Raw genomic sequence first — 26,313 nt, 5'->3', positions numbered from 1 at the left:
TCGCGGCCCAGGCGTCTCGATTCGGTGAACCGGTGGACCACGACCAACCCGTCAACTGTGCAAGTTCGGCCAAACAGAAGACTATCGGCCTGCCGTCCTGGCATCGAAATCGCCGGGCTACGGGAAGTGGCCGGACAAGACCTTAGCCGCAAACACGCGGGGCATGTCAGACCCCGGTGAAGACGCGGTTGACGTCGGCGGTGGCGAGCACGCCGTAGATCTCGCCACCGTGCTCCACCAGCAGGTACTCGCCGGCGGGGGCCGAGCGCATGGCGTCGATGAGCGGTTCGCCGGTCAGGTCGGCGGCGAGCACCATGGTGGGTTCGATCGCCTTGGCCAGCGAGGCCACGTCGACCCACGGCCGCCGGTGCTCGGGGGTGGCCTGGACGGCCGCCTCGTTGACGATGGCGACCGGCCGTCCGTCGTGGTCGACCACGACCAGGGCGCCCGCGCGCTGCTCGGTGGCCTGCCGCAGCGCCTCGGCCAGCGGCGTCTCGCCCGCCACCGGGATCGCCCTGCGGGCCAGCGCCCGCGCGTTGACCTGCGGGATGCGGGCGCGGATGCGGGCCACGCGCAGCGACTGGGTGGCGCCCATCCAGATGAAGGAGGCCAGCACCACCGGCCACAGCAGCTCGACCGGGTCGAACCCCTGCCCGCTCGTCATCGACGTCGCGAACGGCAGGACGACCAGGAGCACGGCCAGCACGCGCCCGCCCCAGGCGGCCACGACCGTGCCGGAGCCGGGGTTCTTCGTCAGCTTCCAGACGCCCGCGCGCAGCATGCGGCCGCCGTCGAGAGGCAGGCCGGGCAGCAGGTTGAACACGCCGACGATGAGGTTGGCCACCCACAACTGCCAGATGAGCACCTCGGCGATGCCGCCGTCGTTGATCAGGTACGTGTCGGCGAGCAGGCCCAGGCCCGCCAGGCCCAGCGACAGCCCAGGCCCGGCGGCGGCGACCAGGAACTCCTTGCCCGGCGTGGGCGGCTCCTTCTCGATCTCGGACACGCCGCCGAGGAAGTAGAGGGTGATCCGGCGCACCGGCAGGCCGAACATCTTGGCCAGCACGCTGTGGGCCAGCTCGTGCAGCAGCACCGAGACGTAGAGCAGCACGGCGAAGACGAAGGCCACCGCGTAGGCGACGGTGCTGTCCAGCTCGGGCAGCATGTCGCGCATGCGGGGGCCGAACATGACGGTGATGAAGCCGGCGACGATGAACCACGTCCAGGAGACGTACACCGGGATGCCGAAGGGACGCCCCATCCGAAGGCCGGGGAACTCCTGACGCGGGCTCTGCTCGCTCACCGCACTCCTCGTACGTCCATTACGTGCTGTTGCTGCCTCGATGCTACGCGCCCGATCACGTGTTCCTCGTCCCGGCGAGGGTTATTCTGTCGGGCTCTTGACCTAGAGTGCGGTGCATGACGTTGACCGAACCGGTGATCATCGGAGCTCTCTCCCCGTCCCGGGCAGGCGATTTCATGACCTGTCCCCTGCTCTACCGGTTCCGGGTCATCGACCAGCTGCCCGAGAAACCCTCCCCCGCGGCCGTGCGCGGCACCGTGGTGCACGCCGTGCTGGAGCGGCTCTACGACCTGCCGGCGCCGCGCCGCTCGGTGCAGGCGGCGCTGGAGCTGCTGGAGCCGCAGTGGCAGCGGCTGCTGGAGGACGACGAGCAATATGCGCGCATGTTCGCCGACGACGCCGAGCAGGCCGAGTGGCTGGCGCAGGCGCGGGCGATGCTGGAGCGCTACTTCACCCTGGAGGACCCGACCCGGCTGGAGCCTGCCGAGCGCGAGCTCTACGTGCAGGCGGTGCTGGAGGGCGGCCTGATGCTGCGGGGCTACGTCGACCGGCTCGACGTGGCGCCCACCGGCGAGGTCCGGGTGGTCGACTACAAGACGGGCAGCGCGCCCGGCCCCGACTTCGAGGCCAAGGCGCTGTTCCAGATGAAGTTCTACGCGCTGGTGCTGTGGCGGCTGCGCGGGGAGGTGCCCCGGCTGCTGCAGCTGGTCTACCTGGGCGGGCGCGGCGAGGTGCTGCGCTACGCCCCCGACGAGGCCGACCTGCTGGCCACCGAGCGCAAGGTCATGGCGCTGTGGACGGCGATCGAGCGGGCGCTGGAGACCGGCGAGTGGCGGGCGCGCCGCAGCAAGTTGTGCGACTGGTGCGACCATCAGGCGCTGTGCCCCGAGTTCGGCGGCACCCCTCCGCCGGTGCCCGACCGTCAGCCCGGCGACACCGTGCGCAGCAACCGGCGCGCGGCCACCGACGAGCTGTAGCCCTCCGACAGGCCGCCCCTTATCCTCCCGAGGGAGGAGTTCCAGGCTCTCACCTGGGCCTACAGTGAAGCGGTGCGGATCGACCGACCCCTGTTCCACGACACGGCCCTGGCCGTGGTGGTGGCCGCGGCCTCGGTGATGCTCTTCCTCCTCTACGGGCCCGAGCGCCTGCAGCCGCCGGAGCTGGCGCCCGAAGGCATGCGCGCGCCCGACGGGCTCGGGGCGGCGCTGCTGGTGCTGGCCGCCGCGCCGATCGCGGTGCGCAGGCGCTGGCCGCTGGCGGCGCTGTGCGCGGGCCTGGTGCCCGAGACGCTGCTGACCTCCCTGGGTTACGGCGCCGGTGCGTCGGGGGTGTCCGGGCTGGTGCTGCTGTACTCGGTGGCCTCCAACCGGGGGCTGGCGGTGGCGCTGGGCGGTCTGCTGGTCTCGCTGCTGACGTACACGGTGGGGGCGCTGGCCGGGCCGGTCACGCTGCCGGGCCCGAGTGAGCACGTGGTGGCGATCGTGGTGCTGCTGGCGGTCTGGGGGGCGGGCAGGAGCCTGCGGCTGCGGCGGGCGTACCTGGAGGAGCTGCGCGACCGGGCGTCCAGGCTGGAGCGGGCCCACGCGGCCGACACGCGGGCCGCGCGGGCCGAGGAGCGTTCGCGCATCGCCCGCGAGCTGCACGACGTGGTGGCCCACCACGTGAGCGTGATGACGGTGCAGGCGGCCGCGGCGCGGCGGGTGCTTTCCGCCGATCCCGACCTGGCGCGGGAGGCGCTGTCGGCGATCGAGAACACCGGGCGGCTGGCGATGACGGAGATGCGCAACATCGTGGGCGTGCTGCGTACCGACGCGCGGGCCGAGCTGGGGCCGCAGCCGGGCGTGGGCGACCTGCCCGGGCTGGTGGAGCAGATGCGCGAGGCGGGGCTGCCCACGCTGCTGCGCGTGGAGGGCGAGCCGCGGCCGCTGCCCGCCGGGGTCGACCTGGCCGCCTACCGGCTGGTCCAGGAGGGGCTGACGAACAGCCTGCGGCACGCGGGGGCCGGGGCCGAGGCGGTGGTCACCGTCCGCCACGCCCCCACCGGCCTGGACGTACGCGTCGAGGACGACGGCATGGGCACCGCGCCGGCGACCGACCGGCCGGGCCACGGACTGGTCGGCATTCGCGAGCGGGTCGCACTCTATGGTGGAATTCTGAACATCGGTCCGCGACCGGGGGGCGGTTTCGAGGTGCGGGCGAGCTTCCCGTTGAAGGACGGCCAATGACGATCAGAGTGCTGCTGGTGGACGACCAGCCGCTGCTGCGCACGGGATTCCGGCTGATCTTGGAGGCCGAGTCCGACATCACCGTGGTCGGCCAGGCCGGCGACGGCAAGGCCGCGATGGAGCAGACCAGGGCGCTGCTGCCCGACGTGGTGCTCATGGACATCCGCATGCCGGGCGTCGACGGCATCGAGGCGACCCGCAGGATCGTGCGGGAGGCCGCGCCGACGGCGCACGTGCCGAAGGTGCTGGTGCTGACCACGTTCGACCTCGACGAGTACATCGTGGAGGCGCTGCGGTCGGGGGCGTCGGGGTTCCTGCTGAAGGACGTGCCGCCCGACGAGCTGGTGCAGGCGATCCGGGTGGTGGCGGCCGGCGACGCGATCGTGGCGCCGAGCGTGACCAGGCGGCTGCTCGACCGGTTCTCCAGGCGGTTGCCCTCGGCCTACGAGCAGGCCACGCCGGCCCGGCTCGACCGGCTGACCGAGCGGGAGCTGGAGGTGCTGCGGCTGATCGCCAAGGGCATGTCCAACGCGGAGATCGCGGCCAAGCTCGTGGTGAGCGAGACGACGGTCAAGACGCACGTGGGCAACGTGCTGACCAAGCTGGGGCTGCGCGACCGGGTGCAGGCCGTGGTGCTGGCGTACGAGACCGGGCTGATCACGCCCGGCACGCTGTCCTGAGGCCGCCGCCCCGGCTGGAGGGCGGCGGCCAGGGGCGGTAGGCCCCCGTCAGGCGGTCAGGCCTGGGTCGCCGCGGCGGTCGCGGCGGCGGGCGCGTTCTCCGGGAAGTGGCAGGCCACGCGGTGGCCGCCGGCCATGGTCTCCAGGGGCGGCTCGACCGTCTTGCAGATCTCCTGCGCCTTCCAGCAGCGGGTGTGGAAGCGGCAGGCGGGCGGCGGGTTGAGCGGGCTGGGCACGTCGCCGGTGAGCCTGATGCGCTCGCGTTCCTTGCGCGCCTTGGGGTCGGGCACCGGCACGGCCGACAGCAGGGCGTTGGTGTAGGGGTGCATCGGCGAGCTGTAGAGGCTCTTGCGGTCGGCGATCTCGACGATCTTGCCCAGGTACATGACCGCGACCCGGTCGCTGATGTGGCGCACCACCGACAGGTCGTGGGCGATCACGACGTAGGTCAGGTCGAGCTCGTTCTGCAGGTCCTCCAGCAGGTTGACGACCTGGGCCTGGATGGACACGTCGAGCGCGGAGACCGGCTCGTCGGCGATGATGAGCTTGGGCTTGAGCGCGAGCGTGCGGGCGATGCCGATGCGCTGCCGCTGGCCGCCGGAGAACTCGTGCGGATAGCGGTTGTAGTGCTCGGGGTTGAGGCCGACCAGGGCGAGGATGTCCTGGACCGCCTTCTTGACGCCGTTCTCGGTCTGCACGCCCTGGATGCGGAACGGCGCACCGACGATCGTACCGACGGTGTGGCGGGGGTTCAGCGACGAGAACGGGTCCTGGAAGATCATCTGCATGTCGCGGCGGAGCGGCCTGAGCCTGCCCTGCCCCATGTGCGTGATGTCCTGGCCCTCAAAGACGATCTTGCCGCCGGTCGGCTCCAGCAGCCTGGTGACCAGGCGGCCGGTGGTGGACTTGCCGCAGCCGGACTCCCCCACCAGGCCGAGCGTCTCGCCCTTGAAGACGTCGAAGCTGACCCCGTCGACCGCCTTGACGGCGCCGACCTGCCGCTTGAGCAGGCCCTTCGTCACCGGGAAGTGCTTCTCCAGCCCTTGGACGGAAAGAAGCGGCTCGTTCGCGGTCACCGTCTCGCTCACTGGCTCTCCAGCACTGGCTTGATCTCGTTCTCCCACAGCTCCCGCCGCTCCGTCCTGCTCATGTGGCAGCGCACCAGGTGGCCGCCCTCGGTCTCGATCAGGCCGGGCACCTCGCTCCTGGCCTTGTCCCCGGTGCGCTCGGCGTAGGGACAGCGGGGGTGGAAGGCGCAGCCCGGAGGCACGTTGATGAGGGACGGCGGCGACCCCTTGATCGGCAGCAGCCGTTCGGTGGGCTCGCGGTCGAGGCGGGGCATCGATCCCAGTAGACCCCATGTGTAGGGGTGCTCGGGACGGTAGAAGATGTCGTCGGCGGTGCCGTACTCGATGCACTTGCCGCCGTACATGACCAGGATGTCGTCGGACAGCTCGGCCACCACGCCCAGGTCGTGGGTGATGATGATCAGCGCGGAGTTGAACTCGCGCTGCAGGTCGACCATGAGGTCGAGGATCTGGGCCTGCACGGTCACGTCGAGCGCGGTGGTCGGCTCGTCGGCGATGAGCAGTTCGGGGTCGCACGACAGCGCCATGGCGATCATGGCGCGCTGGCGCATGCCGCCGGAGAACTCGTGCGGATAGGAGTCGACCCGGCTGTGCGGCTCGGGGATGCCCACGCGGCCCAGCATGTCGACGGCGTGCTTCTTGGCGACGGCCTTGGAGACCTTGTGGTGGATCCGGTACGCCTCGATGATCTGGTCGCCGACCGTGTAGAACGGGTGCATCGCCGACAGCGGGTCCTGGAAGATCATCGCCATCTTCTTGCCGCGCAGCCCGCGCACGTGCTCCTGCGAGGCGCCGACGAGCTCCTCGCCGTCGAGCCAGATCTCGCCGGAGACGTTGGCGCCCTTGCCCTTGTGCAGACCGAGGATGCCGAGGCTGGTGACCGACTTGCCCGAGCCGGACTCGCCGACGATGCCGAGCGTCTTGCCGCGTTCGAGGCTGAAGGTCAGACCGTCGACGGACCTGACCAGGCCGTCGTCGGTCGGGAAGTGGATCTTCAGGTCCTTGACGTCGAGAAAGGGACTCACGCCAGCCTCACTCTCGGGTCAACGACCGCGTAGAGCAGGTCGACGATCAGGTTGGCCAGGATGATGAAGGCCGCCGCGACGATCGTGACGCCCATCACCTGGGGAAGGTCGTTGTTGCTGATGGCGTCGACGGCGTACTTGCCGATGCCGGGCAGCGAGAAGGTGCTCTCGGTCAGGACGGCGCCGCCGAGCAGCAGCCCCAGGTCGAGGCCGAACATGGTGAGCACGGGGGTGAGCGTGGCCCGCAGCCCGTGTTTGAGCACCACCTTCCGCTCCGCCAGGCCCTTGGCCCTGGCCGTGCGGATGTAGTCCTCCGACATGGTCTCCAGCATGCCCGCCCGGGTGAGCCGGGCGTAGCCGGCGGCGTACAGGAAGGCGAGCGTCACCCAGGGCAGCATGAGGTTGTTGGCCCAGGTGAGCGGGTCTTCGCTGATCGGCACCCAGTCGGCCACGTCGCCCACCAGTCCGAGCTGGTCGCGGAAGATGGCCAGGGAGACGATGCCGGTGAAGAAGATCGGCAGCGAGACGCCGGCCAGCGCGATGCCCATGGACAGGCGGTCGAAGAAGCTGCCGCGGCGCAGCGCCGACAGCACGCCGGTGGCCACGCCGAAGATGACCCACACCACGGCCGCGCCGAGCGCCAGCGACAACGTGATCGGCAGGCGGTTGAGCAGGTCGGGCAGGACCGGGTTCTGGCTGACGTAGCTGTAGCCGAAGCAGGGCGCCGGGCAGTGCTCGATGCCGGGGCCGTAGTTGCGGTCGACGCCGACGAAGATGCCCTGCACGAAACGTCCGTACTGGACCATGATCGGGTCGTAGAAGCCGAGGCGCACAGCCGTGTCGTGGATCACCTCGGCGTTGGCCGCCTTGCCCACGTACCGGGAGGCCAGGTCGTCAGCGGACATCCCAGCGAGCCGAGGCACGAGGAAGAAGATGGCGAACGTCGCGATGCTCACCACGAAGAGCAGCATGACGGCCGCTATCAACCGTCTGAGAATGTATGTGAACACTGATCTCGGCCATGGCGGCCGGGCCTTGTGGGCCCGGCCGCCGAAGCCTTCACCTGCTTTCGGTACGTGACGTTCCGGCAGTATGCGCCGTTGCTACTGGGTGCTCAGCGTGAGGAACTCGTACATGCCCCAGTTCTGGGAGACGAAGACGTTCTTCAGCTGCGGCGGCCGGTAGAACAGGCCGTGCGCCCAGACGTAGGGAAGGATGTACGACGACTCCATGACTTCCTTGTCGACCGCGGCCCAGATGGCGTTGCGCTTGGTCGCGTCGGTCTCGCCCGCGGCCTGGTCGATCAGCTCGTCGATCTTGGGGTCCTTCACGCCGAGGTTGGTGTTACCGGCGGGACGGATGACCCGGCTGTCGACGATCTGCTGGAAGAAGCCGAAGCCCTCGGGGTAGTCGGCGCCCCAGCCGTAGACCATGAGGCCCAGGCCGTTCTTCTTGGCGAAGTCGGGCTTGCCGGCGTAGAGCTTGAAGTAGTCACCCTGCGGGAAGCCCTTGAGCTCCAGCTTGATGCCCACGCGGCCGAGCGACTGCTGCAGCGCCTCGGCGGTCTGCTTCTCGGCGGAGCGCTCGTTGCGGAAGGAGATGGTGGTGCTGAAGCCGTTGGGCTGGCCACAGGCCGCCAGCTCCTCCTTGGCCTTGGCGACGTCACCGGTCGGGTTGGCCTCGACGCCGTAGGGGTCGATCTTCTGGTAGCCGGTCATCTTGGCCGGCATGAGGCTGAGTGCCACGTCGCCACCGGCGTCCGGACCGCCGTAGGCGCCCTGGATGGCCGAGCGGTCGGTCGCGTACTGCACGGCCTTGCGGCAGTGGATGTTGTCGAACGGCGGCACGTCACCGTTGATGTTGGTGAACCAGGTGCGGTCGATCGGGGCCGAGTCGGCGTACTGCTTGACCTTCTCGTCCGTCAGGACGGTCTTGCGGGCGTTGGCCGCCACACCGGTGCTGTTGACCTTGACGTCGATCTTGCCGGAGAGCAGGCGCTGGTCGAGGTCGTCCTCGTTCTGGCCGAGCAGCACCTCGATGGAGTCGTTGAGCTGCTTGCGGTTGGGGTCGGTCGCCGCGTCCCAGTTCGGGTTCTTGACGAGCTCGATGCGCTTGGTGAGCTCGTGCGCCTTGAACATGTACGGGCCGGTCGCGACCGGGTGCTCCTTGTACTTCGAGCCGGTGTCCTTGGCCTCGGGCACGGGGGCCGTCTGCGGGAGCATGGCGAAGTAGTCGAAACCGCCGTACGCCTTCTTCAGGTGGAAGACGATCGTCTGGTCGTCGGGCGTCTCGATCGCCTTGAGGTCGTCGAGCTTGCCCTTCATCTTGTACGGGCCGGTGTAGCCGCCGAGGTCGAGCCAGTCGTTGAAGTACGTCGGGCCGCTGGGCAGGATGTCCTTGTCCAGCGAGCGCGCCACGCCGTACTTGACGTCCTTGGCGGTCACCGGGGTGCCGTCCTCGAACTTGACGCCCTTGCGCAGCTTGTACGTCCAGGTCTTGCCGCCGTCGCTCGGCGTGCCCAGGCCCTCGGCCAGGTCGCCGACGAGCTGCAGGCCCTCCTCGCCGGGGACCGGCTTGAACATGGTCAGCGCGCGCGTGTAGAGGCGGGCGAAGTTCCAGGCGTAGCCGTAGTACATGTCGCCCGGGTCGACCGAGTCGAAGTCGCCGGGCATGCCCATGTGGAGCGTGCCGCCGGCCTTCTCCGACGGGTTGATGACCGCCGTCACGCCCGCGTTGTACTTGCTGGACGGCTTGTCGTCGCTGCCCGAACCGCTGGTGTTCTTGCTGCCGCCACCGCCGCCGCCACACGCGGAGACGACCACGGCGAGAGCGGCGGTCACCGCGATCGCCGACGCCTTAGATCTCATCTTCATCGACCTGACACACCCCTTGAATCTAGGAGTTGAGAGAACTTGCGGATAACTACTCACGAGGCCTTATCGGGCCTTGGGATCGAACGCGTCCCTGAGGCCGTCACCGAGCAGGTTGAACGCCAGCACGGTGATGAAGATCGCGAGGCCGGGGAAGATCATGAAGTTGGGCGCCACGTCGTAGTTGTGGACCGCCTCAGCCAGCATGCCTCCCCACGTGGGGGTCGGCGGCCGCACGCCCACGCCGAGGAAGGAGAGTGCGGCCTCGAACAGGATGTTCGACGGGATCAGCAGCGTCGAGTACACGAGGATCGGCGCGAGCAGGTTGGGCAGGATCTCCTTGAACAGGATCGTGTGGCTGCGCGCGCCCAGGCTTCTTGAGGCGTCGACGAACTCCCGCTCGCGCAGGGAGAGCGTCTGGCCTCGGATGATGCGCCCGATGTAGGGCCAGTTGAAGAAGCCGATGATGAAGACCAGCAGGCTGATCCTGAGGGTGTCGCCCGACATGCCGAACGCCTTGTCGGGAATGACGCCCGCCAGCGCCAGCGCGAACACCAGCAGCGGGAAGGCGAGGAAGATGTCCATGAGACGGGAGATGACGGTGTCGACCCAGCCGCCGAAGAAGCCGGCGATCATCCCCATCACCGTGCCGAGCACCACGCACAGCAGAGTCGCGAAGAACGCGATCAGCAGGGAGATGCGGGCGCCGTACAGGATCCGGCTGAACAGGTCGCGGCCCGTGGTGGGCTCGACACCGAACAGGAAGTCCCAGCTCATGCCGCCGAAGGCGCCGATCGGAGCCTGGATCGCCGGGTCGATCTTCTCCCGGTGCCATTCGGCCGGGTCGTGACCGAACCACGACACCAGCAGCGGCGCGAAGATCGCCACGAGGATCAACAGGACGATGACGATGCCGCCGATCATCGCGATGCGGTCGCGCTTGAGGCGCATCCAGGCGATCTGCCCGAGGGAACGCCCCCGGATGACTGAAGACTCCGCCCCCTCAAGAACGGTCTCCGGCCCGGCCTCAGCGGCCGAGCCAGGAACATCGAGCGGTGCGGTCATGCCAGTGGCCCCCTGGATTCCAGACGACGTCGTCCGTGTCGGCGCGACCCGGTCAGGGTAGTGCGCCCGTGCAAGGCGAGTCCGCGCAGTCGCGGCCCCAGGAGGCAGAATCTATGGCCTGAGCTGGTATGACCAGTCCCTCAGCGCTCGATGTGGCTCAACTGTGATTGACGCGAAACTTATTCGTATCGATCTTGATGAGAATGTCTACAGCCCGTCCCGGTTGGGTCTCGGAACTGTGACAGTGCCGATCCACGACCGATTCCGTCCGAAATCAGCTGATGCCGCGGCGCTTCAGCAGGGCCTCGATATCGGAGAAGTCATCGTCGCTCTTGGGCGTCTTGGGGGTCACCGACGGCTGCGACTTGTTCGCTACGGGCTGAACCGACGGCTTCCCGTCCGGCTTCCCGTCCGGCTCGGGGGCCGCCTTCTTCTTCCGGCCCACGGACAGCCTGCGGCCGCGCATGAACCCGGAGACGACGAACAGCACGGCGGCCAGACCCGCCACGGCCACGCCGGCCCACACCATCGGGTTGAGCACCAGCCCGGTGACGAACCCCACCGCGGTCGCCCCGATCGTCCACAGCGCGCTGAGCGCGCCGGTCAGGTAGGCCGCCACCGGCAGCAGCGACCAGGCCGCCAGCCGCATCCCCGCGGCCGCTCCCCTGCGCCTGAAGGCCAGGAAGCTCAGCACCAGCCCTACCGCCGTCACCCCGGCGCACAGCGGCAACCAGGCGATCTGATTGAACATTGAGGCCGCCCCTCGTCTCGACTACGCCTTCCATCCTGGCACGCGAAACACGGGCGGCCCCTCCTCCGCGAGGACCAGACGCCCCCTAGGGGATCAACGCGCGCAGATCGGCGACCCCGACCTCGGCCAGCGAGGAGACCACCAGGCGGCCGGGGGCCGGCTCGACGGGCAGCAGGTTCGGGACGGCCACGACGGCGCAGCCCGCCGCCGTGGCGGCCGCCACGCCGTTGGGTGAGTCCTCCAGCACGACGCAGCGCACCGGCTCGACGCCGAGCAGCCGGGCGGCCTTGAGGTACGGCTCGGGGTCGGGCTTGGTCCGCTCGACGTCGGCGGCGGTGACGACGACGTCGAAGCGGTCTCTGCCGAAGCCCTTGAGCACGGCCTCGGCGATCTCCTTCATCGAGGAGGTGACCAGGCCGACCGGCACCCCCTCGTCACGCAGGGCCTCCAGCAGCTCCGCGGCCCCCGGCATGACCCCGACGCCCTCCGCCAGGCGCTCGACCATGCCGGAGACCATCCACTCCTGCACCGTCGACGCCGGCACGTCGGCGCCGGAGACGCCCAGCATGTAGTCGAGCGTGCGCTCCATGGAACCGCCCACCAGGTGGGCCTGGTGCTGTGGCGTCCATTCGGCGCCGAGCCGGGCCATGACCCTGGTCTCGATCTCCAGCCAGACCTTCTCGCTGTCGACGAGCAGGCCGTCCATGTCGAAGAAGACCGCTTCCACGGGTTGTTCCCCCCGGATCTAGACGTTGAAGTACTTGGCCTCGGGGTGATGGGCGACCAGCGCCGAGGTGGCCTGCTCGGGGTGGAGCTGGAACTCCTCCGACAGGCTGACGCCGATGCGCCCGGGCTCGAGCAGCTCGAACAGCTGCCGCTGGTCCTCCAGGTTGGGGCAGGCGGGGTAGCCGAAGGAGTAGCGGCAGCCCTGGATGTTGACCTTGAGCATGTCGTCGAGCGTCTCCTGACCGCCGATGCCCCACTCCGCGCGCACCCGGGCGTGCCAGTATTCGGCCAGCGCCTCGGTGAGCTGCACCGACAGGCCGTGGAGCTCCAGGTAGTCGCGGTAGGCGTCCTTCGCGAACAGCTCGGCGGTGGCCTGGGAGATCTTGGCGCCCATGGTGGCCACCTGGAAGCCGACCACGTCGACCTCGCCGGAGTCCTTGCCCCGGAAGAAGTCGGCCAGGCACAGGTGCCGGTCGCGGCGCTGGCGCGGGAAGGTGAAGCGGGTGCGCTCGTTGCCGTCGTCGCCCAGGATGATCAGCGAGTCGCCGTCGCTGACGCACGGGAAGTAGCCGTAGACGACGGCCGCCTCCAGCAGGCCCTCGGTCTGCATGCGCTCCAGCCACATGCGCAGCCTGGGCCGGCCCTCGGTCTCGACCAGCTCTTCGTAGCCGGGCCCGTCGCCGCCCCTGGTGGGCTTGAGGCCCCACTGGCCCAGGAACAGGGCGCGCTCGTCGAGGAAGGCCGCGTACTCGGCCAGCGAGATGCCCTTCACCACGCGGTCGCCGTGGAAGGGCGCCGCAGGCACCGGGTTGTCGGCGGCCACGTCGGAGCGGGCGGGCAGCGCCTCGACCGGGGTGCGCTGCAGCACCGCGCCGGTCTTGACGCGCCGCTCGCGCAGCGGCGGCAGCGTGGCGCCCACGACGCCCCGCTTGACGGCCATGAACGAGTCCATCAGCCGCAGCCCCTCGAACGCGTCGCGGGCGTAGCGCACCTCGCCCTCGAACAGCTCGGCGAGGTCCTGCTCGACGTAGGCGCGGGTGAGGGCGGCGCCGCCGAGCAGCACCGGGTACCTCTCCGACAGGCCCCTGGAGTTCATCTCCTCCAGGTTCTCCTTCATGATGACCGTCGACTTCACCAGCAGGCCGGACATGCCGATCACGTCGGCCTTCTGCTCGTCGGCGGCCTCCAGGATGGCCGAGACCGGCTGCTTGATGCCGAGGTTGACCACCTGGTACCCGTTGTTGGACAGGATGATGTCCACGAGGTTCTTGCCGATGTCGTGCACGTCGCCCTTGACCGTGGCCAGCACGATGCGGCCCTTGGTCTCGCCGTCGACGCGGTCCATGTGCGGCTCGAGGTAGGCCACGGCGGCCTTCATCACCTCGGCCGACTGCAGCACGAACGGCAGCTGCATCTGGCCGGAGCCGAACAGCTCGCCGACCGTCTTCATGCCGTCGAGCAGCACCTCGTTGATGATCTCCAGCGCGGGCCGCTGGCTGAGCGCGTCGTCGAGGTCGGCCTCCAGGCCCTTGCGCTCGCCGTCGATGATGCGCCGCTTGAGGCGCTCCCACAGCGGCAGCGCGGCCAGTTCCTCGGCCTTGCCGGCGCGCATGGCCGCGGCGTCGACGCCCTCGAACAGGTCCATGAAGCGCTGCAGCGGGTCGTAGCCCTCGCGGCGGCGGTCGTAGACCATGTCGAGCGCGACCTGGCGCTGCTCGTCGGGGATGCGGGCCATCGGCAGGATCTTGGACGCGTGCACGATGGCCGAGTCGAGGCCGGCGTTGACGCACTCGTTGAGGAACACCGAGTTGAGCACCATGCGGGCGGCCGGGTTGAGGCCGAAGCTGATGTTGGACAGCCCCAGCGTGGTCTGCACGCCCGGGTAGCGGCGCTTGAGCTCGCGGATGGCCTCGATCGTCTCCAGGCCGTCGCGCCTGGTCTCCTCCTGGCCGGTGGCGATGGGGAAGGTCAGGCAGTCGACGATGATGTCCTCGACGCGCATGCCCCAGTTGCCGGTCAGGTCCTCGATGAGGCGGCTGGCCACGCGCACCTTCCAGTCGGCGGTGCGGGCCTGGCCCTCCTCGTCGATGGTCAGCGCGACGACCGCCGCGCCGTGCTCGCGCACCAGGCGCATGATCTTCTGGAAGCGGGAGTCGGGGCCGTCGCCGTCCTCGTAGTTGACGGAGTTGACGGCCGCGCGGCCGCCGAGCATCTCCAGGCCGGCCTGGAGCACGGCGGGCTCGGTGGAGTCGAGCATGATCGGCAGCGTGGAGGCGGTGGCGAAGCGGAACGCCAGCTCCTTCATGTCGGCCACGCCGTCGCGGCCGACGTAGTCGACGCACAGGTCGAGCATGTGGGCGCCGTCGCGGGCCTGGTCGCGGGCGGTCTCCACGCAGTCGTCCCAGCGGCCCTCCAGCATCGCCTCGCGGAAGGCCTTGGAGCCGTTGGTGTTGCAGCGCTCGCCGATGGCCAGGTAGGAGGTGTCCTGGCGGAAGGGGACCGTCTGGTAGAGGGAGGAGGCGCCGGGCTCGGGGTGGGGGCGGCGCGCGGCGACCTCCTTGCCGCGCACCCGCTCGACCACCTGGCGCAGGTGCTCGGGGGTGGTGCCGCAGCAGCCGCCGACCAGCGACAGGCCGTAGTCGCGGGCGAAGGTCTCGTGCGCGTCGGCCAGCTCCTGCGCCGACAGCGGGTAGTACGCGCCGTCGGAGGTGAGCACCGGCAGGCCGGCGTTGGGCATGCACGACAGCTTGAGCCGGGAGTGGCGGGCGAGGTAGCGCAGGTGCTCGCTCATCTCGGCCGGGCCGGTGGCGCAGTTGAGCCCGACGATGTCGACGCCGAGCGGCTCGATCGCGGTGAGCGCGGCGCCGATCTCGGAGCCGAGCAGCATCGCGCCGTTGGTCTCGATCGTCACCTGGGCGATGATCGGGACGTCGCGGCCGGCGGCCTCGACGGCCCGCTTGGCGCCGATGACGGCGGCCTTGACCTGGAGCAGGTCCTGGCAGGTCTCGATGATGAGCGCGTCGGCGCCGCCCGCGATCAGGCCGGCCGCGTTGTCGCGGTAGGCGTCGCGCAGGTTCCGGTAGGGCAGGTGGCCCAGGGTCGGCAGCTTGGTGCCGGGCCCCATCGAGCCGAGGACGAAGCGCGGCTGGTCGGGCGTGGACCAGTGGTCGGCCCGCTCGCGGGCGATGCGGGCGCCGGCCTCGGAGTACTCGAAGACGCGCTCGCCGATGTCGTACTCGCCGAGCGCGGCCAGGTTGGCGCCGAAGGTGTTGGTCTCGACGCAGTCGACGCCGACGGCGAAGTAGGCGTCGTGCACGCCCTGGACGATGTCGGGGCGGGTGACGTTGAGTACCTCGTTGCACCCCTCGTGACCCTCGAAGTCGTCGAGCGTCGGGTCCTGCGCCTGGAGCATCGTGCCCATAGCCCCGTCGGCCACGATCACGCGCTGGGACAACACTTCTCGGAAGGACGGGGAGATGCTCATGCCGTAGAGCTTATCGGGTGCGTCCCGACCGCTTATTCTTCCGCCTGTCAATTGACGTGGCGTCCAACAAGGCCCTGACACCCATGACCGTTCTGCCCCCTTTGGGATGATCCGCTAGGGGCGAACGAAAGGGAGGGGTGAGAGCTGCGGGACGGGGGATAGTCGCGTGGTGGGCTGGGCGAAAGGGGTGGGCCGGTGGCTCGGAGCGTTCGCGGGGAGATCGGTGACGCCGACGCCTGCTTACCGCATAGGCTTAGCGCGATGACGGAGAGAGGAGGCGACACGTGATCGAGCTCGAAGGGCTGCCCGAGCTCGTCGACCCGGTGCTCATTGCCGCGTTCGAGGGCTGGAACGACGCGGGCGAGGCTTCCAGCGGTGTGATCGCCCATCTCGAGTCGTCCTGGAAGGCCGAGCCGCTGATCGCGCTCGACCCCGACGACTACTACGACTTCCAGGTCACCCGTCCCGTGGTGGAGATGGGCGACGGGCTCACCCGGTCCATCGTGTGGCCGACGACGCGGCTGTTCCACGCCCGTCCTCCGGGCAGCGAGCGCGACGTCGTGCTGCTGCGCGGCATCGAGCCCAACATGCGCTGGCGTTCCTTCTGCGCCGACATCGTCAAGGTCTGCCACGAGCTGGGCGTCGAGCTGGCGGTGATGCTGGGCGCGCTGCTCAACGACTCGCCGCACACCCGTCCCGTGCCGATCCTGGGCGGGGCCACCGACGAGGCGCTGGCCCGTTCGACCAACCTTGAGCTCAGCCGCTACGAGGGCCCCACCGGCATCGTCGGCGTGCTCCAGCACGCCTTCGGCGAGGCCGGGCTCGACGCGATCTCCCTGTGGGCCTCGGTGCCCCACTACGTCGCCCAGCCGCCCAACCCGAAGGCCACCCTCGCGCTGCTGCGCCGCATGGAGGACGTGCTGGAGATCCCGATGCCGCTCGGCGACCTCGACGAGGAGGCGCGGGCCTGGGAGCGCGGCGTCGACGAGCTGGCCTCGCAGGACAGCGAGGTGGCCGAATACGTCAAGGAGCTGGAAGAGCGCAAGGACGCCGCCGAGCTGCCCGAGGCCAGCGGAGACGCGATCGCCGCCGAGTTCGAGCGCTACCTGCGGCGACGCGACCGCGACACCGACGGCTGACCTCCGACCGCGCCTGTCGGGGCAGGCGTCGGGACCGGTGGCCGACTGCTTCAACGCCGCTGCCGGCCGGCCTCTGACCGCCTTGTCGGCCGGCCTCTGACCGCCTTGTCGGCCGGCCTCTGACCGCCTTGTCGGCCGACCTCTGACCGCCTACGTCCGGGCGGGTGCCGGGATGGGCTGACGGCTTTCGAGTGCCTGGTCGAAGCGGTGCCAGATCAGGGCGGTCACGGCGGGGTCCGGGGCCAGCGGGGCGGTGACCAGGTCGGCGCCCGCGCCGGTCAGCCGGTCGTGGAAGAAGCCGGGGGCCAGCACGTACGAGGCGACCACCACCCGGCCACCGGACGTCGTCCGCGCCTGATCCACCGCCTCGCGCAGGGACGGCGTGCCTGACGCGGCGAAGGCCGCCGTGACCGGGCGCGACAGACGTACCGAGAGCCGATGGGCCGCGGCGCGCACGTCGGCGAGCCCGGCGGGGTCCGAGGAGCCCGCGGCGCCCAGGATCACCGTGTCGGCGGCGCGCAGCCCGGCTCGGTCCAGCGTGCGGACGAGTGCCGAGGTCAGCAGGCGGTGCGGCCCCAGCCGGTCGGCGACCAGCGCGTCCGGGCGGCGGGCGGCGATCACCTCGGGCAGGTCGATGTGCACGTGATAGCCGCCGGCCAGCAGCAACGGCACGACGACCACCGGCCCCGGCACGGCGGGCAGCACGTCCTTGAGCAGCGGGCCGCTGATCTCCAGGAAGGCCGGCTCGACCCGGCGCCCCGGACGGGCCCGGCGGACCGAGCCGGCCAGCGCGGCCAGGGTCCGCTCCCCCGCCGCGCTCCGCGTACCGTGCGCGGCCAGCACCAGCGTGGGCAACGGTCCGGCCGCCGGCACGGGGGCGGGCTGGGTGGGCCGGTGGGGGGTCACGGGGTCGGCTCGTGGGAGCAGGCCAGGCGGTAACCGCGTTTGACGACCGTCTCGACGATGCCATGCGGGCCCAGGGCGCGGCGCAGGCGGGTGACGGCCATCTCCACCGCGTGCTCGGCCGAGTCGCGGGCGGTGCTGCCCGGCAGAACCGTACGCAGGTCGGCGCGGGAGACCACGTGGCCCGGCTTGTCGGCCAGGCGTTTGAGCACCGCCATCGGCGCGGGCGGCAGGGGACGCAGGTCGCCGTCCACGACGACGGCGTGACCGCGGATCTCCAGCCGGTGCCCGCCCGCCACCAGCCGGGTGACGCCGTGCTCGGGCAGATGCCTGGCCAGGACGCGGGCCAGGGCCCCCAGCCGGGCGCGGTCGGGCAGCAGGGCGCGTACGCCGCGCGAGGTCAGCGGCTCGGCCGTCACCGGGCCCACGCACGCGGCCACGACGGACCCGCCGAACGCGGCCAGCAACGCCTCCTCCAGCCCGTCGGACCGGGCCGCGCCGAGCATCGCGTGGACGGCGGGCGCGCTGGTGAAGGCCACCGCGTCCACCGCGCCGGAGACGGTCTGGCTGATCAGGCGGCGCAGGGGCGAGATGTCGCGGTAGGGCAGCCATCGGTAGACCGGGATCTCGATCACCTCGGCCCCGGCCCGGCGCAGGTCGGCGACGAAGGCGGTGAGCGGCTCGCCGTGCTGCTGCACCGCGATGCGGCGGCCGCGCAGGTCCTGGGCGAGGAGGTACTCCTTGATCTCGTCGCAGGACTCGGTGGCGGGCGTCCAGTGGTCGGTCAGGCCGGCGGCCCGTACGGCTCCTCTGGCCTTGGGGCCGCGGGTGAGCAGGCGCGCGCCGGCGAGGTGGTCGCCGAGGTCGGCGGACAGGCCCCATCCTTCGGCGGCGGCCATCCAGCCGCGGAAGCCGACGCCGGTGGTGACGACCAGGTCGTCCAGGGGGGCCTGGAGGGTGTGGCGGGTGGCGGCGAGCAGGTCGGCGTCCTCGGCGAGGGGCACCAGGCGGATGGCCGGGGCGCTGACGACGCGGGCGCCGCGCCGCTCCAGCAGCGCGCCGAACTCCTCGCGCCGCCGCGTGGCGGTCACCCCGACGGTGAACCCGGCCAGCGCGTCGGGCGCCGTCTCGGGAGACGACCCGGCGGCCGCGAGACCCGCCGTCGCGGGGGACGATCCATCGGGCGCGAGGCCCAACGGCTCGGGGGACGACCCGGCGGGCGCGAGGTCCGTCGGAGGCGCGTCCGCGCGGTCCCGTGGGCCTTCGGCGGCGGTCATGCCGTCACCTCCGGGCGGGCGATCCACCCCAGGTGAGCCGTCCGACCCGGACGGGCGGGCCGGCTCAGGCGGGCGGGCCGGCCTGGGAGGGGTCCGGGCGGGGGGCCGGGGATCACAGACGCGGGTGACGCAAGTGAGATCACCCTCCGATCCTGCTTTCGGGTGGTTTCACCCCTGGGTCTCCTCTGTTACCGCTGTGCTACAAGGCACGGCCTTCAGGGTTGAGGGCAGCCGGCGGCGGGAACCGTTCCGCATGACGATCACGGCGTTTCGGGGAGTTGCGGGTGACGGTCCGGCCTATTCGCGTGTTCGACGATCCGGTGCTCCGCGCGGTCGCGGAACCGGTGCACGACTTCGACCGGGAGCTGCGGCGCCTGGTGAAGTCCCTGACGCTCACCCTGCGGGCGGGAGCCGGCCGGGCGGGCCTGTCGGCCCCGCAGATCGGCGAGCCGGTGCGGGTGGTCGTCTACTCCTACGACGGACGTTCCGGTCATCTGGTCAACCCGCGGCTGGAGCTGTCGGAGCGGCGGATCACCGCCGACGAGGCGTGCCTGTCCGCGCCGGGCCTCTGGCGTCCGCTGGAACGCTCCTACATGGTCACGGCGCGCGGCCGCGACATGTTCGGCAAGCCCGTGACGCTACGGGCGCTGGGCGTGCTGGCGAGGGTGCTGCAGCACGAGACCGACCATCTCGACGGCGTGCTGTTCAGCGACCACCTCGAAGCTGCGGAGCGGGAACGGTTCCTGGCCGAGGCGCTGCCGGCGAGCTGAGCTCCCGCCGCTGCTCGGGGTCGGTGCCGCCCCACACGCCGTGCGCCTGCCTGGTGTCCAGCGCGTACTCCAGGCAGGGTCTGCGCACGGGGCACCGGCCGCAGATCGTCTTGGCCTTCTCGACCTGCGAGCGGCCGGGCCCTTCGAGCGAGATCGGGAAGAACAGTTCGGGGTCCAGTTCCAGGCAGGCCGCCCGGCGTGACCAGTTGAGCATCATCATGCTCATCGCGCCTACCCATGCCTTCCGGCGTCATACCTCGGCCAGCAACCGGTCCCAGTCCTCCAGGAACCGGGGCAGGCCGTACCGGGCCAGGGCGGCGGCCCGCGCGGCCTTGCCCGCCTGGGCGGCCCGCTCGGGGTCGGCGACGAACGCGTGCAGGGCGTCGGCCAGCACGTCCACCTTGGTGGAGATCACCCCGGCCTCCTGCGGCACCGCCTCGACGGCCTCGGTCGTGGCCAGCGCCACGACCGGCAGGCCGAGGGTCATGGCCTCGATGAGGGCCAGGCCCAGCGACGTCCAGCGGTAGGGGTGCAGGTAGGCGCGTCTGCGGGCGAGGGCGGCGTGCATGACGTGCTGCGGCAGGTCCTCGTAGGTGCCGTACGGCAGGCCGTCCACCTTCATGCCGAACACGTCCAGCGGCACGCGCTCGGCGAAGCGCGGCAGCAGGTCGGTACCGGCGACCCTGGTACGGCGTACCGGCTCGTTGACCACGACGCCTGCCCTGGCCAGCTCGCCGGTGTAGAGGTGACCGGGGTCGGGGACGCCGTGCTCGATCACGCGGGTGCGGGCCCGGCCGTTGTCCCAGAACAGCTCGTTGAAGTGGGTGACGTGCACGAGCGTGATGTCGTCCTGGCCGGACAGCGGATGCCTGGTACGCGGGACGTCGCCGGCCGGGGTGTTGTGCTCGACGTACACGCCGGGCACCGCGCGGCCGAGCCAGTCGCGGGCCAGGTCGATCTCGTACGGCCGCTGGTAGACGACGACGTCGATCGGCTCGTCGCGGATGCGGTCGTACGGCACCTCGCGGGCGTTGGCGGGCCAGTCGTAGGTGGCGGCGCGCCCCCGGCCGTCGGGACCGCGGCCGGGCACGAGCGGCAGCACGTAGTCGTGGCCGCCGCTGACGAAGGCGCTGGTCCACGCCCCGTGGACGTGCCAGACGAGGATCCTCACCAGCGGCTCCAGCCCATGGCCCGGGCCCAGGGCGCGGCCGAGACCGCCGCGACGGGCGCCTCGGACGCGCTGAGCACCCGTTCCACGACGTCGGTCAGATCCTCGGCGACCTCGGCCGCCTGTTCGATCTCCTCCTCCAGCGTCTGCAGCGTCGGCACGAGGATGCCCCGGGCCCCCGCGGCCCTGGCAGCCTCCATGTCCCTGCCGATGTCGCCGACCACCACGCAGTCGCGCGGGCTGACGTCGAGGACGGCGGCCGCCCTGATGACCAGCCCCGGCGCCGGTTTGCGGCAGGTGCAGCCGTCGGCGTCGTCGTGCACGCAGATGGCCCACGCGTCGAACGGCCCGAGCAGCTCCTCCACCCTGGCGTTCACCTGGTCCATCTCGTCCGGCGAGAGCAGGCCCTTGGCCACGCCGGACTGGTTGGTGACCACCGCGACGGGCACGTCGGCCCGGCGGAGCCTGCCGAGCGCCTCGACCGCTCCCGGCATGGGCTCGACGAGGCGCGGGTCGCCGTTGTACGGCACGTCTTTGATCAAGGTTCCGTCCCGGTCGAAGAGGACGGCCCCGGGACGTCGCTTTTCGAACACCTCTCACCTCCGTCGCATGACCGGCAGCTACCCGGACCAGAAACCGGCAAACAACTACAAAGGGTGACCAATCCCAGGCAGTTATGTCCGTTTTCGCATCGTCTGAGGTGACCGAAGGTTTGAGAGGCGCTTCTCTCGGTAGCGGTTCTCGACATCTGCGGGGGAGGAAACGATGAAGTTTCTCGGCATCAACGCGATCTTCCACGATCCGGCCGCGGCCCTGGTCGTCGACGGGAGGATCGTGGCCGCGGCGGAGGAGGAGCGCTTCAGCCGCCGCAAGCACGGCAAGCGGCCGCTGGCGTTCTCCGCGTGGGAGCTGCCCGAGCAGGCCGCCGCGTGGTGCCTGGAGGAGGCGGGCCTGTCCCCCGAGGACCTGGACGCCGTGGCCTACTCCTACGACCCGGGCCTGGTCGTCCAGCGGCCCGAGGGCGACTGGGAGGACCTGCGCACGAAGTACGCCGTCAGGGCCCCCGCCTTCCTGGCGACCGCGCTGCCGGGCCTGGACCCCGGGCAGGTCTCCTACGTCCCGCACCACGTGGCGCACGCCGCCTCGGCGGGCCTGGCCTCCCCCTGGCGGGACTGCGCGGTGCTGGTGTGCGACGGACGCGGCGAGAACGTCTCCCACCTCGCCGGCCGCTACCGCGACGGCGAGCTGGAGGTGCTGGCCGCCCAGGAGCTGCCGCACTCCCTCGGCCTGATGTACGAGGACGTCACCCAGCACCTGGGATTCCTGCGGTCCAGCGACGAGTACAAGGTCATGGCCATGGCCTCCTACGGCCGGCCGCGCCACCTGGAGTCGCTGCGCGAGATCGTCCACACGACCGGCGACGGCGGCTTCCGCGTCGAACCGGTCGACTGGAACGTCTACGTCAAGGCCCTGGACCAGGGCGAGCCCTGGACCTCCGACCACGCCGACCTGGCCGCCAGCGTGCAGGCCCGGCTGGAGGAGGTTCTGCTGGAGCTGGCCCGCTGGCTGCACGAGCGTACCGGCGAACGGCGGCTCGCACTGGCCGGCGGGGTGGCGCTGAACTGCGTGGCCAACACCCGGCTGCTGGACGAGGGGCCGTTCGAGGAGGTGTGGGCCCAGCCGGCCGCCGGCGACTCCGGCACGGCGCTGGGCGGCGCGCTGCACCTGGCGCAGGCCTACGGCGAGCCGGCCGGTCCGATGCCGGGCGCCGCGCTCGGGCGCGGGTTCACCGACGAGGAGCTGGGCGCCTGGCTGGACGTGGCGCGGGTGCCGTACACACGGCCGGCCGACCTGGGCGCGGCGGTGGCCGCCGAGCTGGCCGCCGACAAGATCGTGGCCTGGTTCCAGGGCCGCGCCGAGTACGGGCCGCGCGCGCTCGGACGCCGGTCGCTGCTGGCCCATCCGGGGCACGCGCGCAACACCGAGCGGCTCAACGACGTCAAGGGCCGGGAGCAGTTCCGGCCGATCGCGCCCATGGTCCTGGAGTCCAGGGCGCGGGAGATCTTCGGGCGGGGGCCGGTGCCCTCGCCGTACATGCTGTTCGTGCACGACGTGCGGGAGCCCTGGCGGGAGCGCATCCCGGCGGTCGTGCACGTGGACGGCACCGCGCGCATCCAGACGATCTCGCCGGCCGACGACCCGCTGATGGCGCGGGTGCTGACGGAGTTCGAGGCGCGTACGGGGCTGCCGGTGGTGGTCAACACGAGCCTGAACACCGCCGGCCGGCCGATGGTCGACGATCCCCGGGACGCACTGGAGTGCTTCGGCTCCTCGCCGGTGGACGTGCTGGCGCTGGGGCCGTACCTGGTGCGGCGCGGGGAGGTGTTCGCCTCGTGATCACCGTCGTGATCCCCACCATCGGCCGCGCCACGCTGCGGCGGACGCTGGCGGCGGTGGGCCGGGCGACGCCCGTGATCGTGGTGGACGACCGGCGGGCGCGGTCCGCCGCGCTGGAGCTGCCCGATCACGTACGGGTGGTGCGCTCGGGCGGGCGGGGGCCGGCCGCGGCGCGCAACGCCGGCTGGCGGGCCGCCGGGACGCCGTGGGTGGTGTTCCTGGACGACGACGTGATCCCCCGTCCCGGGTGGGCCGAGGCGGTCTGGAAGGACCTGGTGGACCTGCCGGAGGACGTGGCCGGGAGCCAGGGCCGGATCGAGGTGCCGCTGCCGGCCGGCCGGCGTCCCACCGACGCCGAGCGGAACACGGCGGGACTGTCGGAGGCGCTGTGGGTGACGGCCGACATGGCCTACCGGCGTTCGGTGCTGGAGCAGACGGGCGGGTTCGACGAACGTTTCCCCCGGGCCTACCGGGAGGACGCCGACATCGCGCTGCGGGTGGCGCGGGCGGGGCACCGGCTGGTCATGGGCGAGCGGGTGACCACGCATCCGGTGCGCGAGGACGGGTTCTGGGCGAGCGTGCGCTTCCAGCGCGGCAACGCCGACGACGCGCTGATGCGGCGGCTGCACGGGCCGCGCTGGCGTCAGGCCATCGGCGGCTCCGGGGGCAGGCTGCGCCGCCACGCCGCCACCACCGCCGCCGCCCTGACCGCCGCCGCCCTCGGCCTGGCCGCCACCCTGCCCCGCCGCTCCGGGAGCGGACTCGCGGGCGTGCGGCCCCACGGACAGCCCCACAGACGGCCCCACAGACGGCCCGGCAGGCGGCGCGCGACCGGCGGGTGGCGGGCGTTGCCGGTGCTGGCCGCGGTCGCCGGAGCCCTGTGGGCCGCGATGACCGCCGAGTTCGCCTGGCGGCGCATCGCCCCCGGGCCGCGTACCCCTCGCGAGGTGTGGCGCATGGCCGTCACCAGCGTGCTGATCCCGCCGGTCGCCTGCGTGCACCGGCTTCGGGGGGAATGGAGGTGGCGGCGATGAGACGTCGCGATCCGGCGGCTCGGTACGACCGCGGCCGTACGAACGCCACGCGGTGCCGGGGGAAGGCCGGACGGGCCGCCCGCGCCCGCAGGCCCGCGGCCGCGGAGGCCGCGCCCATGGAAGCCACCACCGCGGAGCCCGGCACGCCGGAGGCGGTGGCGTGCCGGACGGCCGGAGAGCACGGCGGCGGCCGGGGTCGCGTCCTGGTGGCGCGGCTGGACGACGCCGGTGACGTCCTGCTGGCCGGCCCCGCCACCCGCGCCGTCCGCACGCTCGCCGACGAGCTGGTCTTCCTGGCCGGCCCGAACGGCCGGGCCGCCGCCGAGCTGCTGCCCGGTGTGGACCGGGTGATCGAGTGGCGGGCGCCGTGGATCGACCACTCCCCCGCCCCCGTCTCCAGCGCCCAGGTGGCCGACCTCATCGCCCGGGTCAAGGGCGTGGACGAGGCGGTGCTCCTGACCTCCTTCCACCAGTCGGCGCTGCCGCTGGCCCTGCTGCTGCGGATGGCCGGCGTGCGGCGCGTCTCCGCGATCAGCAACGACTACCCCGGCTCGCTCCTGGACGTCCGGCACGTCGTGGACGAGTCGATCGACGTGCCCGAGGCCGAGCGCATGCTGGCCCTCGCGCGGGCGGCCGGGTTCGATCTGCCGCCCGGCGACGACGGCGAACTCGCAGTTCGGCGGCCATTGCCGGATATAGGCCGAGAAACAGGGCATCTCCTAGGCGTCGGCGCCGCTGCCGATGAACGCTCGTACGTCGTGGTGCATCCAGGGACGTCAGCCCCTGCCAGAACGTGGCCGGCCGACAAGCACCGGCAGGCTGTCAGGGAGCTGGTGGACGACGGGCACCGGGTCGTCGTGACCGGCACGGAACGTGACCTCACCGCCTACGTGGCCTGCGACGCGGCAGTCGACCTCGGGGGCAGGACCACGCTCGCCGAGCTGGCCGCCGTGATCGAACGTGCCGGCGTGCTCGTGGCCGGCAACACCGGTCCCGCGCACCTGGCCGCTGCGGTGGGCACGCCGGTCGTGAGCCTGTTCGCCCCTGTCGTCCCCGCCGCCAGATGGGCCCCGTACGGGGTGCCCACGGTGCTGCTCGGCGACCAGCAGGCGCCCTGCTCGGGAAGCAGGGCGCGCACCTGTCCGGTGGCCGGGCACCCGTGCCTGTCCATGGTGACAAGTGAGCAGGTGGTCAAGGCAGTGAGGGAGTTGATGCAGTGAAGGTCGATCTCATCTCCGAGCACGCCGATCCGCTGGCGGCCATCGGTGGCGTGGACGCGGGCGGCCAGAACGTCTACGTCGCGCACCTGGCGGTCGCGCTGGCCGAGCGCGGTCACACGGTCGTCGTCCACACCAGACGCTCGTCGCGGTCGCAGCCCGGCGCGGTGGCCATGGCGCCCGGCGTCACGGTCGAGTACGTCACGGCCGGCCCGGCCGCGGTCGTGCCGAAGGACGAGCTGCCGCCGTACATGCCGGAGTTCACCGAACGCCTGGCCGAGCGGTGGGCGGCGAACCCGCCGGACGTGGCCCACGCGCACTTCTGGATGAGCGGCCAGGCGGCCCTGCGGGCCGCCCATGGCGTGCCGGTGGTGCAGACCTTCCACGCGCTCGGGACCGTGAAGCGGCGCTGGCAGGGCGAGGCCGACACCAGCCCGGCGCACCGGATCGACACCGAGCGCGAGATCGGCAAGCGGGCCGACGCGGTGCTGGCCACCTGCGGCGACGAGGTGAGCGAGCTGTGCGCGATGGGCGTCCCCGAGCGGCGCGTCACGGTGGTGCCCTGCGGGGTGGACCTGACGGCGTTCTGCCCGGACGGGCCGGTCGCGCCGCGCGCGGGCGCCAAGGTGGTGCTCAGCATCGGCCGGATGGTGCCGCGCAAGGGCGTGGACACCATGATCGCCGCACTGCGCCAGATCCCGGACGCCGACCTGGTGATCGCCGGCGGCGGCCCGGACGACGGCGGGGAGACCGAGCGGCTGCGCGACCTGGCCGCGGCCTACGGGCTGCGGGAGCGGGTGCACCTGATCGGCAGTGTCCCGCGCACGCACGTGCCCGCGCTGATGCGCTCGGCCGACGTCGTGGTGACCGTCCCCTGGTACGAGCCCTTCGGGATGGTCCCGATCGAGGCGATGGCCTGCGGCGTGCCCGTCGTGGCCTCGGCGGTCGGCGGCCACCTGGACACGGTCGCCGGCTGCGGCGTGCTGGTCCCGCCGCGCCGCCCCCGGGCGCTGGCCAGGGCGCTGCGCGACGTGCTCGCCGACGGGCGCAGGCGCGAGGCGCTGGGCGCCGCCGGAGCCCGGCGGGCCCGCGAACGGTACGGCTGGTTCCGCATCGCCGAGCAGACGGAGGCGGTGTACACGCAGGTCATCGACGGCAAGCTCGGCCGCCTCGCGGCTCTGGGGGGTTGAT

The 26,313-nt window shown here is 71.6% G+C and carries 23 protein-coding genes; 9 read left to right on the top strand and 14 right to left on the bottom strand.

Annotated features, from left to right (window positions below; all coding sequences use genetic code 11):
• Positions 1 to 166 precede the first annotated feature (166 nt).
• Positions 167 to 1,303: a site-2 protease family protein gene (locus AB0J97_RS32180; RefSeq protein WP_357706970.1), complete on the bottom strand. Its 1,137-nt coding sequence runs from the start codon at positions 1,301 to 1,303 to the stop codon at positions 167 to 169.
• Between the two features lie 116 nt (positions 1,304 to 1,419).
• Here AB0J97_RS32180 and AB0J97_RS32175 point away from each other — a divergent pair, with 116 nt between their 5' ends.
• The 3 genes from AB0J97_RS32175 (at position 1,420) to AB0J97_RS32165 (ending at position 4,208) form a co-directional block, all read left to right on the top strand.
• Entirely contained in the window at positions 1,420 to 2,280 is an 861-nt protein-coding gene (locus AB0J97_RS32175; protein WP_357706972.1) for a RecB family exonuclease, read from the top strand.
• 72 nt (positions 2,281 to 2,352) lie between these two features.
• Entirely contained in the window at positions 2,353 to 3,528 is a 1,176-nt protein-coding gene (locus AB0J97_RS32170) for a sensor histidine kinase (RefSeq protein ID WP_364095593.1), read from the top strand.
• Entirely contained in the window at positions 3,525 to 4,208 is a 684-nt protein-coding gene (locus tag AB0J97_RS32165; protein WP_364095590.1) for a response regulator transcription factor, read from the top strand. Before AB0J97_RS32170 ends, AB0J97_RS32165 begins: the two co-directional genes overlap by 4 nt.
• A 56-nt stretch (positions 4,209 to 4,264) precedes the next feature.
• Here AB0J97_RS32165 and AB0J97_RS32160 read toward each other — a convergent pair whose 3' ends face one another.
• The 8 genes from AB0J97_RS32160 to metH form a co-directional block, all read right to left on the bottom strand.
• Complete coding sequence (locus AB0J97_RS32160; protein WP_357706977.1) at positions 4,265 to 5,296, bottom strand: dipeptide ABC transporter ATP-binding protein; 1,032 nt, start codon at positions 5,294 to 5,296, stop codon at positions 4,265 to 4,267.
• Positions 5,293 to 6,321 (bottom strand): ABC transporter ATP-binding protein, encoded by a 1,029-nt coding sequence (locus AB0J97_RS32155; protein ID WP_357706978.1) that lies wholly within the window; start codon positions 6,319 to 6,321, stop codon positions 5,293 to 5,295. Before AB0J97_RS32155 ends, AB0J97_RS32160 begins: the two co-directional genes overlap by 4 nt.
• Positions 6,318 to 7,331, bottom strand: coding sequence for an ABC transporter permease (locus AB0J97_RS32150; protein ID WP_357706979.1), 1,014 nt, complete (start codon positions 7,329 to 7,331; stop codon positions 6,318 to 6,320). The genes AB0J97_RS32155 and AB0J97_RS32150 overlap by 4 nt, the downstream gene beginning before the upstream one ends.
• 93 nt (positions 7,332 to 7,424) lie before the next feature.
• The gene (locus AB0J97_RS32145; protein ID WP_357706980.1) at positions 7,425 to 9,194 is read right to left on the bottom strand and encodes an ABC transporter substrate-binding protein; all 1,770 of its coding nucleotides are present in this window, start codon (positions 9,192 to 9,194) and stop codon (positions 7,425 to 7,427) included.
• Positions 9,195 to 9,257: 63 nt separating this feature from the next.
• A complete protein-coding gene (locus AB0J97_RS32140; RefSeq protein ID WP_364095584.1) occupies positions 9,258 to 10,256 on the bottom strand; it encodes an ABC transporter permease in 999 nt (332 codons plus the stop codon).
• Between the two features lie 274 nt (positions 10,257 to 10,530).
• The gene (locus tag AB0J97_RS32135; RefSeq protein ID WP_364095581.1) at positions 10,531 to 11,007 is read right to left on the bottom strand and encodes a cellulose synthase; all 477 of its coding nucleotides are present in this window, start codon (positions 11,005 to 11,007) and stop codon (positions 10,531 to 10,533) included.
• A gap of 85 nt (positions 11,008 to 11,092) precedes the next feature.
• Entirely contained in the window at positions 11,093 to 11,734 is a 642-nt protein-coding gene (locus AB0J97_RS32130) for an HAD family phosphatase (protein WP_364095578.1), read from the bottom strand.
• A gap of 18 nt (positions 11,735 to 11,752) precedes the next feature.
• Complete coding sequence (gene metH, locus AB0J97_RS32125; RefSeq protein WP_364095575.1) at positions 11,753 to 15,217, bottom strand: methionine synthase; 3,465 nt, start codon at positions 15,215 to 15,217, stop codon at positions 11,753 to 11,755.
• A gap of 284 nt (positions 15,218 to 15,501) precedes the next feature.
• Here metH and AB0J97_RS32120 point away from each other — a divergent pair, with 284 nt between their 5' ends.
• Complete coding sequence (locus AB0J97_RS32120; RefSeq protein ID WP_357706987.1) at positions 15,502 to 16,356, top strand: PAC2 family protein; 855 nt, start codon at positions 15,502 to 15,504, stop codon at positions 16,354 to 16,356.
• A 150-nt stretch (positions 16,357 to 16,506) separates the two neighbouring features.
• Here the strand turns inward: AB0J97_RS32120 and AB0J97_RS32115 are convergent, their stop codons facing one another.
• Together AB0J97_RS32115 and AB0J97_RS32110 are read right to left on the bottom strand one after the other, a co-directional pair.
• On the bottom strand, positions 16,507 to 17,262 hold the full coding sequence (locus tag AB0J97_RS32115) for a CbiX/SirB N-terminal domain-containing protein (protein ID WP_364095570.1): 756 nt from the start codon (positions 17,260 to 17,262) through the stop codon (positions 16,507 to 16,509).
• A complete protein-coding gene (locus AB0J97_RS32110; RefSeq protein WP_364095567.1) occupies positions 17,259 to 18,536 on the bottom strand; it encodes a uroporphyrinogen-III synthase in 1,278 nt (425 codons plus the stop codon). The genes AB0J97_RS32115 and AB0J97_RS32110 overlap by 4 nt, the downstream gene beginning before the upstream one ends.
• 305 nt (positions 18,537 to 18,841) lie before the next feature.
• On the opposite strand from AB0J97_RS32110, the gene AB0J97_RS32105 reads away from it, so the two are divergent.
• Positions 18,842 to 19,306, top strand: a complete 465-nt coding sequence (locus AB0J97_RS32105; RefSeq protein WP_357706991.1) for a peptide deformylase — start codon at positions 18,842 to 18,844, stop codon at positions 19,304 to 19,306.
• On the opposite strand, the gene AB0J97_RS32100 is transcribed toward AB0J97_RS32105, so the two are convergent.
• From AB0J97_RS32100 to AB0J97_RS32090, 3 genes are read right to left on the bottom strand one after another with little or no spacing between them, the layout of a single operon-like run.
• A complete protein-coding gene (locus AB0J97_RS32100; protein ID WP_364095822.1) occupies positions 19,242 to 19,526 on the bottom strand; it encodes a WhiB family transcriptional regulator in 285 nt (94 codons plus the stop codon). The two genes, AB0J97_RS32105 and AB0J97_RS32100, sit on opposite strands and share 65 nt — an antisense overlap.
• A 30-nt stretch (positions 19,527 to 19,556) precedes the next feature.
• The gene (locus AB0J97_RS32095; protein ID WP_357706994.1) at positions 19,557 to 20,477 is read right to left on the bottom strand and encodes a glycosyltransferase; all 921 of its coding nucleotides are present in this window, start codon (positions 20,475 to 20,477) and stop codon (positions 19,557 to 19,559) included.
• Positions 20,474 to 21,067: an HAD-IIIA family hydrolase gene (locus AB0J97_RS32090; protein WP_364095563.1), complete on the bottom strand. Its 594-nt coding sequence runs from the start codon at positions 21,065 to 21,067 to the stop codon at positions 20,474 to 20,476. The genes AB0J97_RS32095 and AB0J97_RS32090 overlap by 4 nt, the downstream gene beginning before the upstream one ends.
• 172 nt (positions 21,068 to 21,239) lie before the next feature.
• Here AB0J97_RS32090 and AB0J97_RS32085 point away from each other — a divergent pair, with 172 nt between their 5' ends.
• From AB0J97_RS32085 to AB0J97_RS32070, 4 genes are read left to right on the top strand one after another with little or no spacing between them, the layout of a single operon-like run.
• Positions 21,240 to 22,871, top strand: coding sequence for a carbamoyltransferase C-terminal domain-containing protein (locus AB0J97_RS32085; protein ID WP_364095560.1), 1,632 nt, complete (start codon positions 21,240 to 21,242; stop codon positions 22,869 to 22,871).
• Positions 22,868 to 23,905, top strand: coding sequence for a glycosyltransferase (locus AB0J97_RS32080; RefSeq protein ID WP_364095557.1), 1,038 nt, complete (start codon positions 22,868 to 22,870; stop codon positions 23,903 to 23,905). The genes AB0J97_RS32085 and AB0J97_RS32080 overlap by 4 nt, the downstream gene beginning before the upstream one ends.
• Positions 23,902 to 25,125 (top strand): glycosyltransferase family 9 protein, encoded by a 1,224-nt coding sequence (locus AB0J97_RS32075; RefSeq protein ID WP_364095554.1) that lies wholly within the window; start codon positions 23,902 to 23,904, stop codon positions 25,123 to 25,125. Before AB0J97_RS32080 ends, AB0J97_RS32075 begins: the two co-directional genes overlap by 4 nt.
• A complete protein-coding gene (locus AB0J97_RS32070) occupies positions 25,122 to 26,312 on the top strand; it encodes a glycosyltransferase (RefSeq protein ID WP_364095551.1) in 1,191 nt (396 codons plus the stop codon). Before AB0J97_RS32075 ends, AB0J97_RS32070 begins: the two co-directional genes overlap by 4 nt.
• The last annotated feature ends 1 nt before the right edge of the window (position 26,313 follow it).

This window comes from Nonomuraea sp. NPDC049607 (genome assembly GCF_040675375.1).
Lineage (GTDB): Bacteria > Actinomycetota > Actinomycetes > Streptosporangiales > Streptosporangiaceae > Nonomuraea.
This window is presented reverse-complemented; position numbering and strand designations above follow the sequence as displayed.

What these genes read in the sequence shown, in the direction of transcription:
- AB0J97_RS32085 (WP_364095560.1), top strand. Translation starts at nt 21,240, where the DNA reads ATGAAGTTTCTCGGCATCAACGCGATCTTCCACGATCCGGCCGCGGCC.
- AB0J97_RS32140 (WP_364095584.1), bottom strand. Translation starts at nt 10,256, where the DNA reads ATGACCGCACCGCTCGATGTTCCTGGCTCGGCCGCTGAGGCCGGGCCG.
- AB0J97_RS32135 (WP_364095581.1), bottom strand. Translation starts at nt 11,007, where the DNA reads ATGTTCAATCAGATCGCCTGGTTGCCGCTGTGCGCCGGGGTGACGGCG.
- AB0J97_RS32100 (WP_364095822.1), bottom strand. Translation starts at nt 19,526, where the DNA reads ATGATGATGCTCAACTGGTCACGCCGGGCGGCCTGCCTGGAACTGGAC.
- metH (WP_364095575.1), bottom strand. Translation starts at nt 15,217, where the DNA reads ATGAGCATCTCCCCGTCCTTCCGAGAAGTGTTGTCCCAGCGCGTGATC.
- AB0J97_RS32175 (WP_357706972.1), top strand. Translation starts at nt 1,420, where the DNA reads ATGACGTTGACCGAACCGGTGATCATCGGAGCTCTCTCCCCGTCCCGG.
- AB0J97_RS32075 (WP_364095554.1), top strand. Translation starts at nt 23,902, where the DNA reads ATGAGACGTCGCGATCCGGCGGCTCGGTACGACCGCGGCCGTACGAAC.
- AB0J97_RS32110 (WP_364095567.1), bottom strand. Translation starts at nt 18,536, where the DNA reads ATGACCGCCGCCGAAGGCCCACGGGACCGCGCGGACGCGCCTCCGACG.
- AB0J97_RS32165 (WP_364095590.1), top strand. Translation starts at nt 3,525, where the DNA reads ATGACGATCAGAGTGCTGCTGGTGGACGACCAGCCGCTGCTGCGCACG.
- AB0J97_RS32145 (WP_357706980.1), bottom strand. Translation starts at nt 9,194, where the DNA reads ATGAAGATGAGATCTAAGGCGTCGGCGATCGCGGTGACCGCCGCTCTC.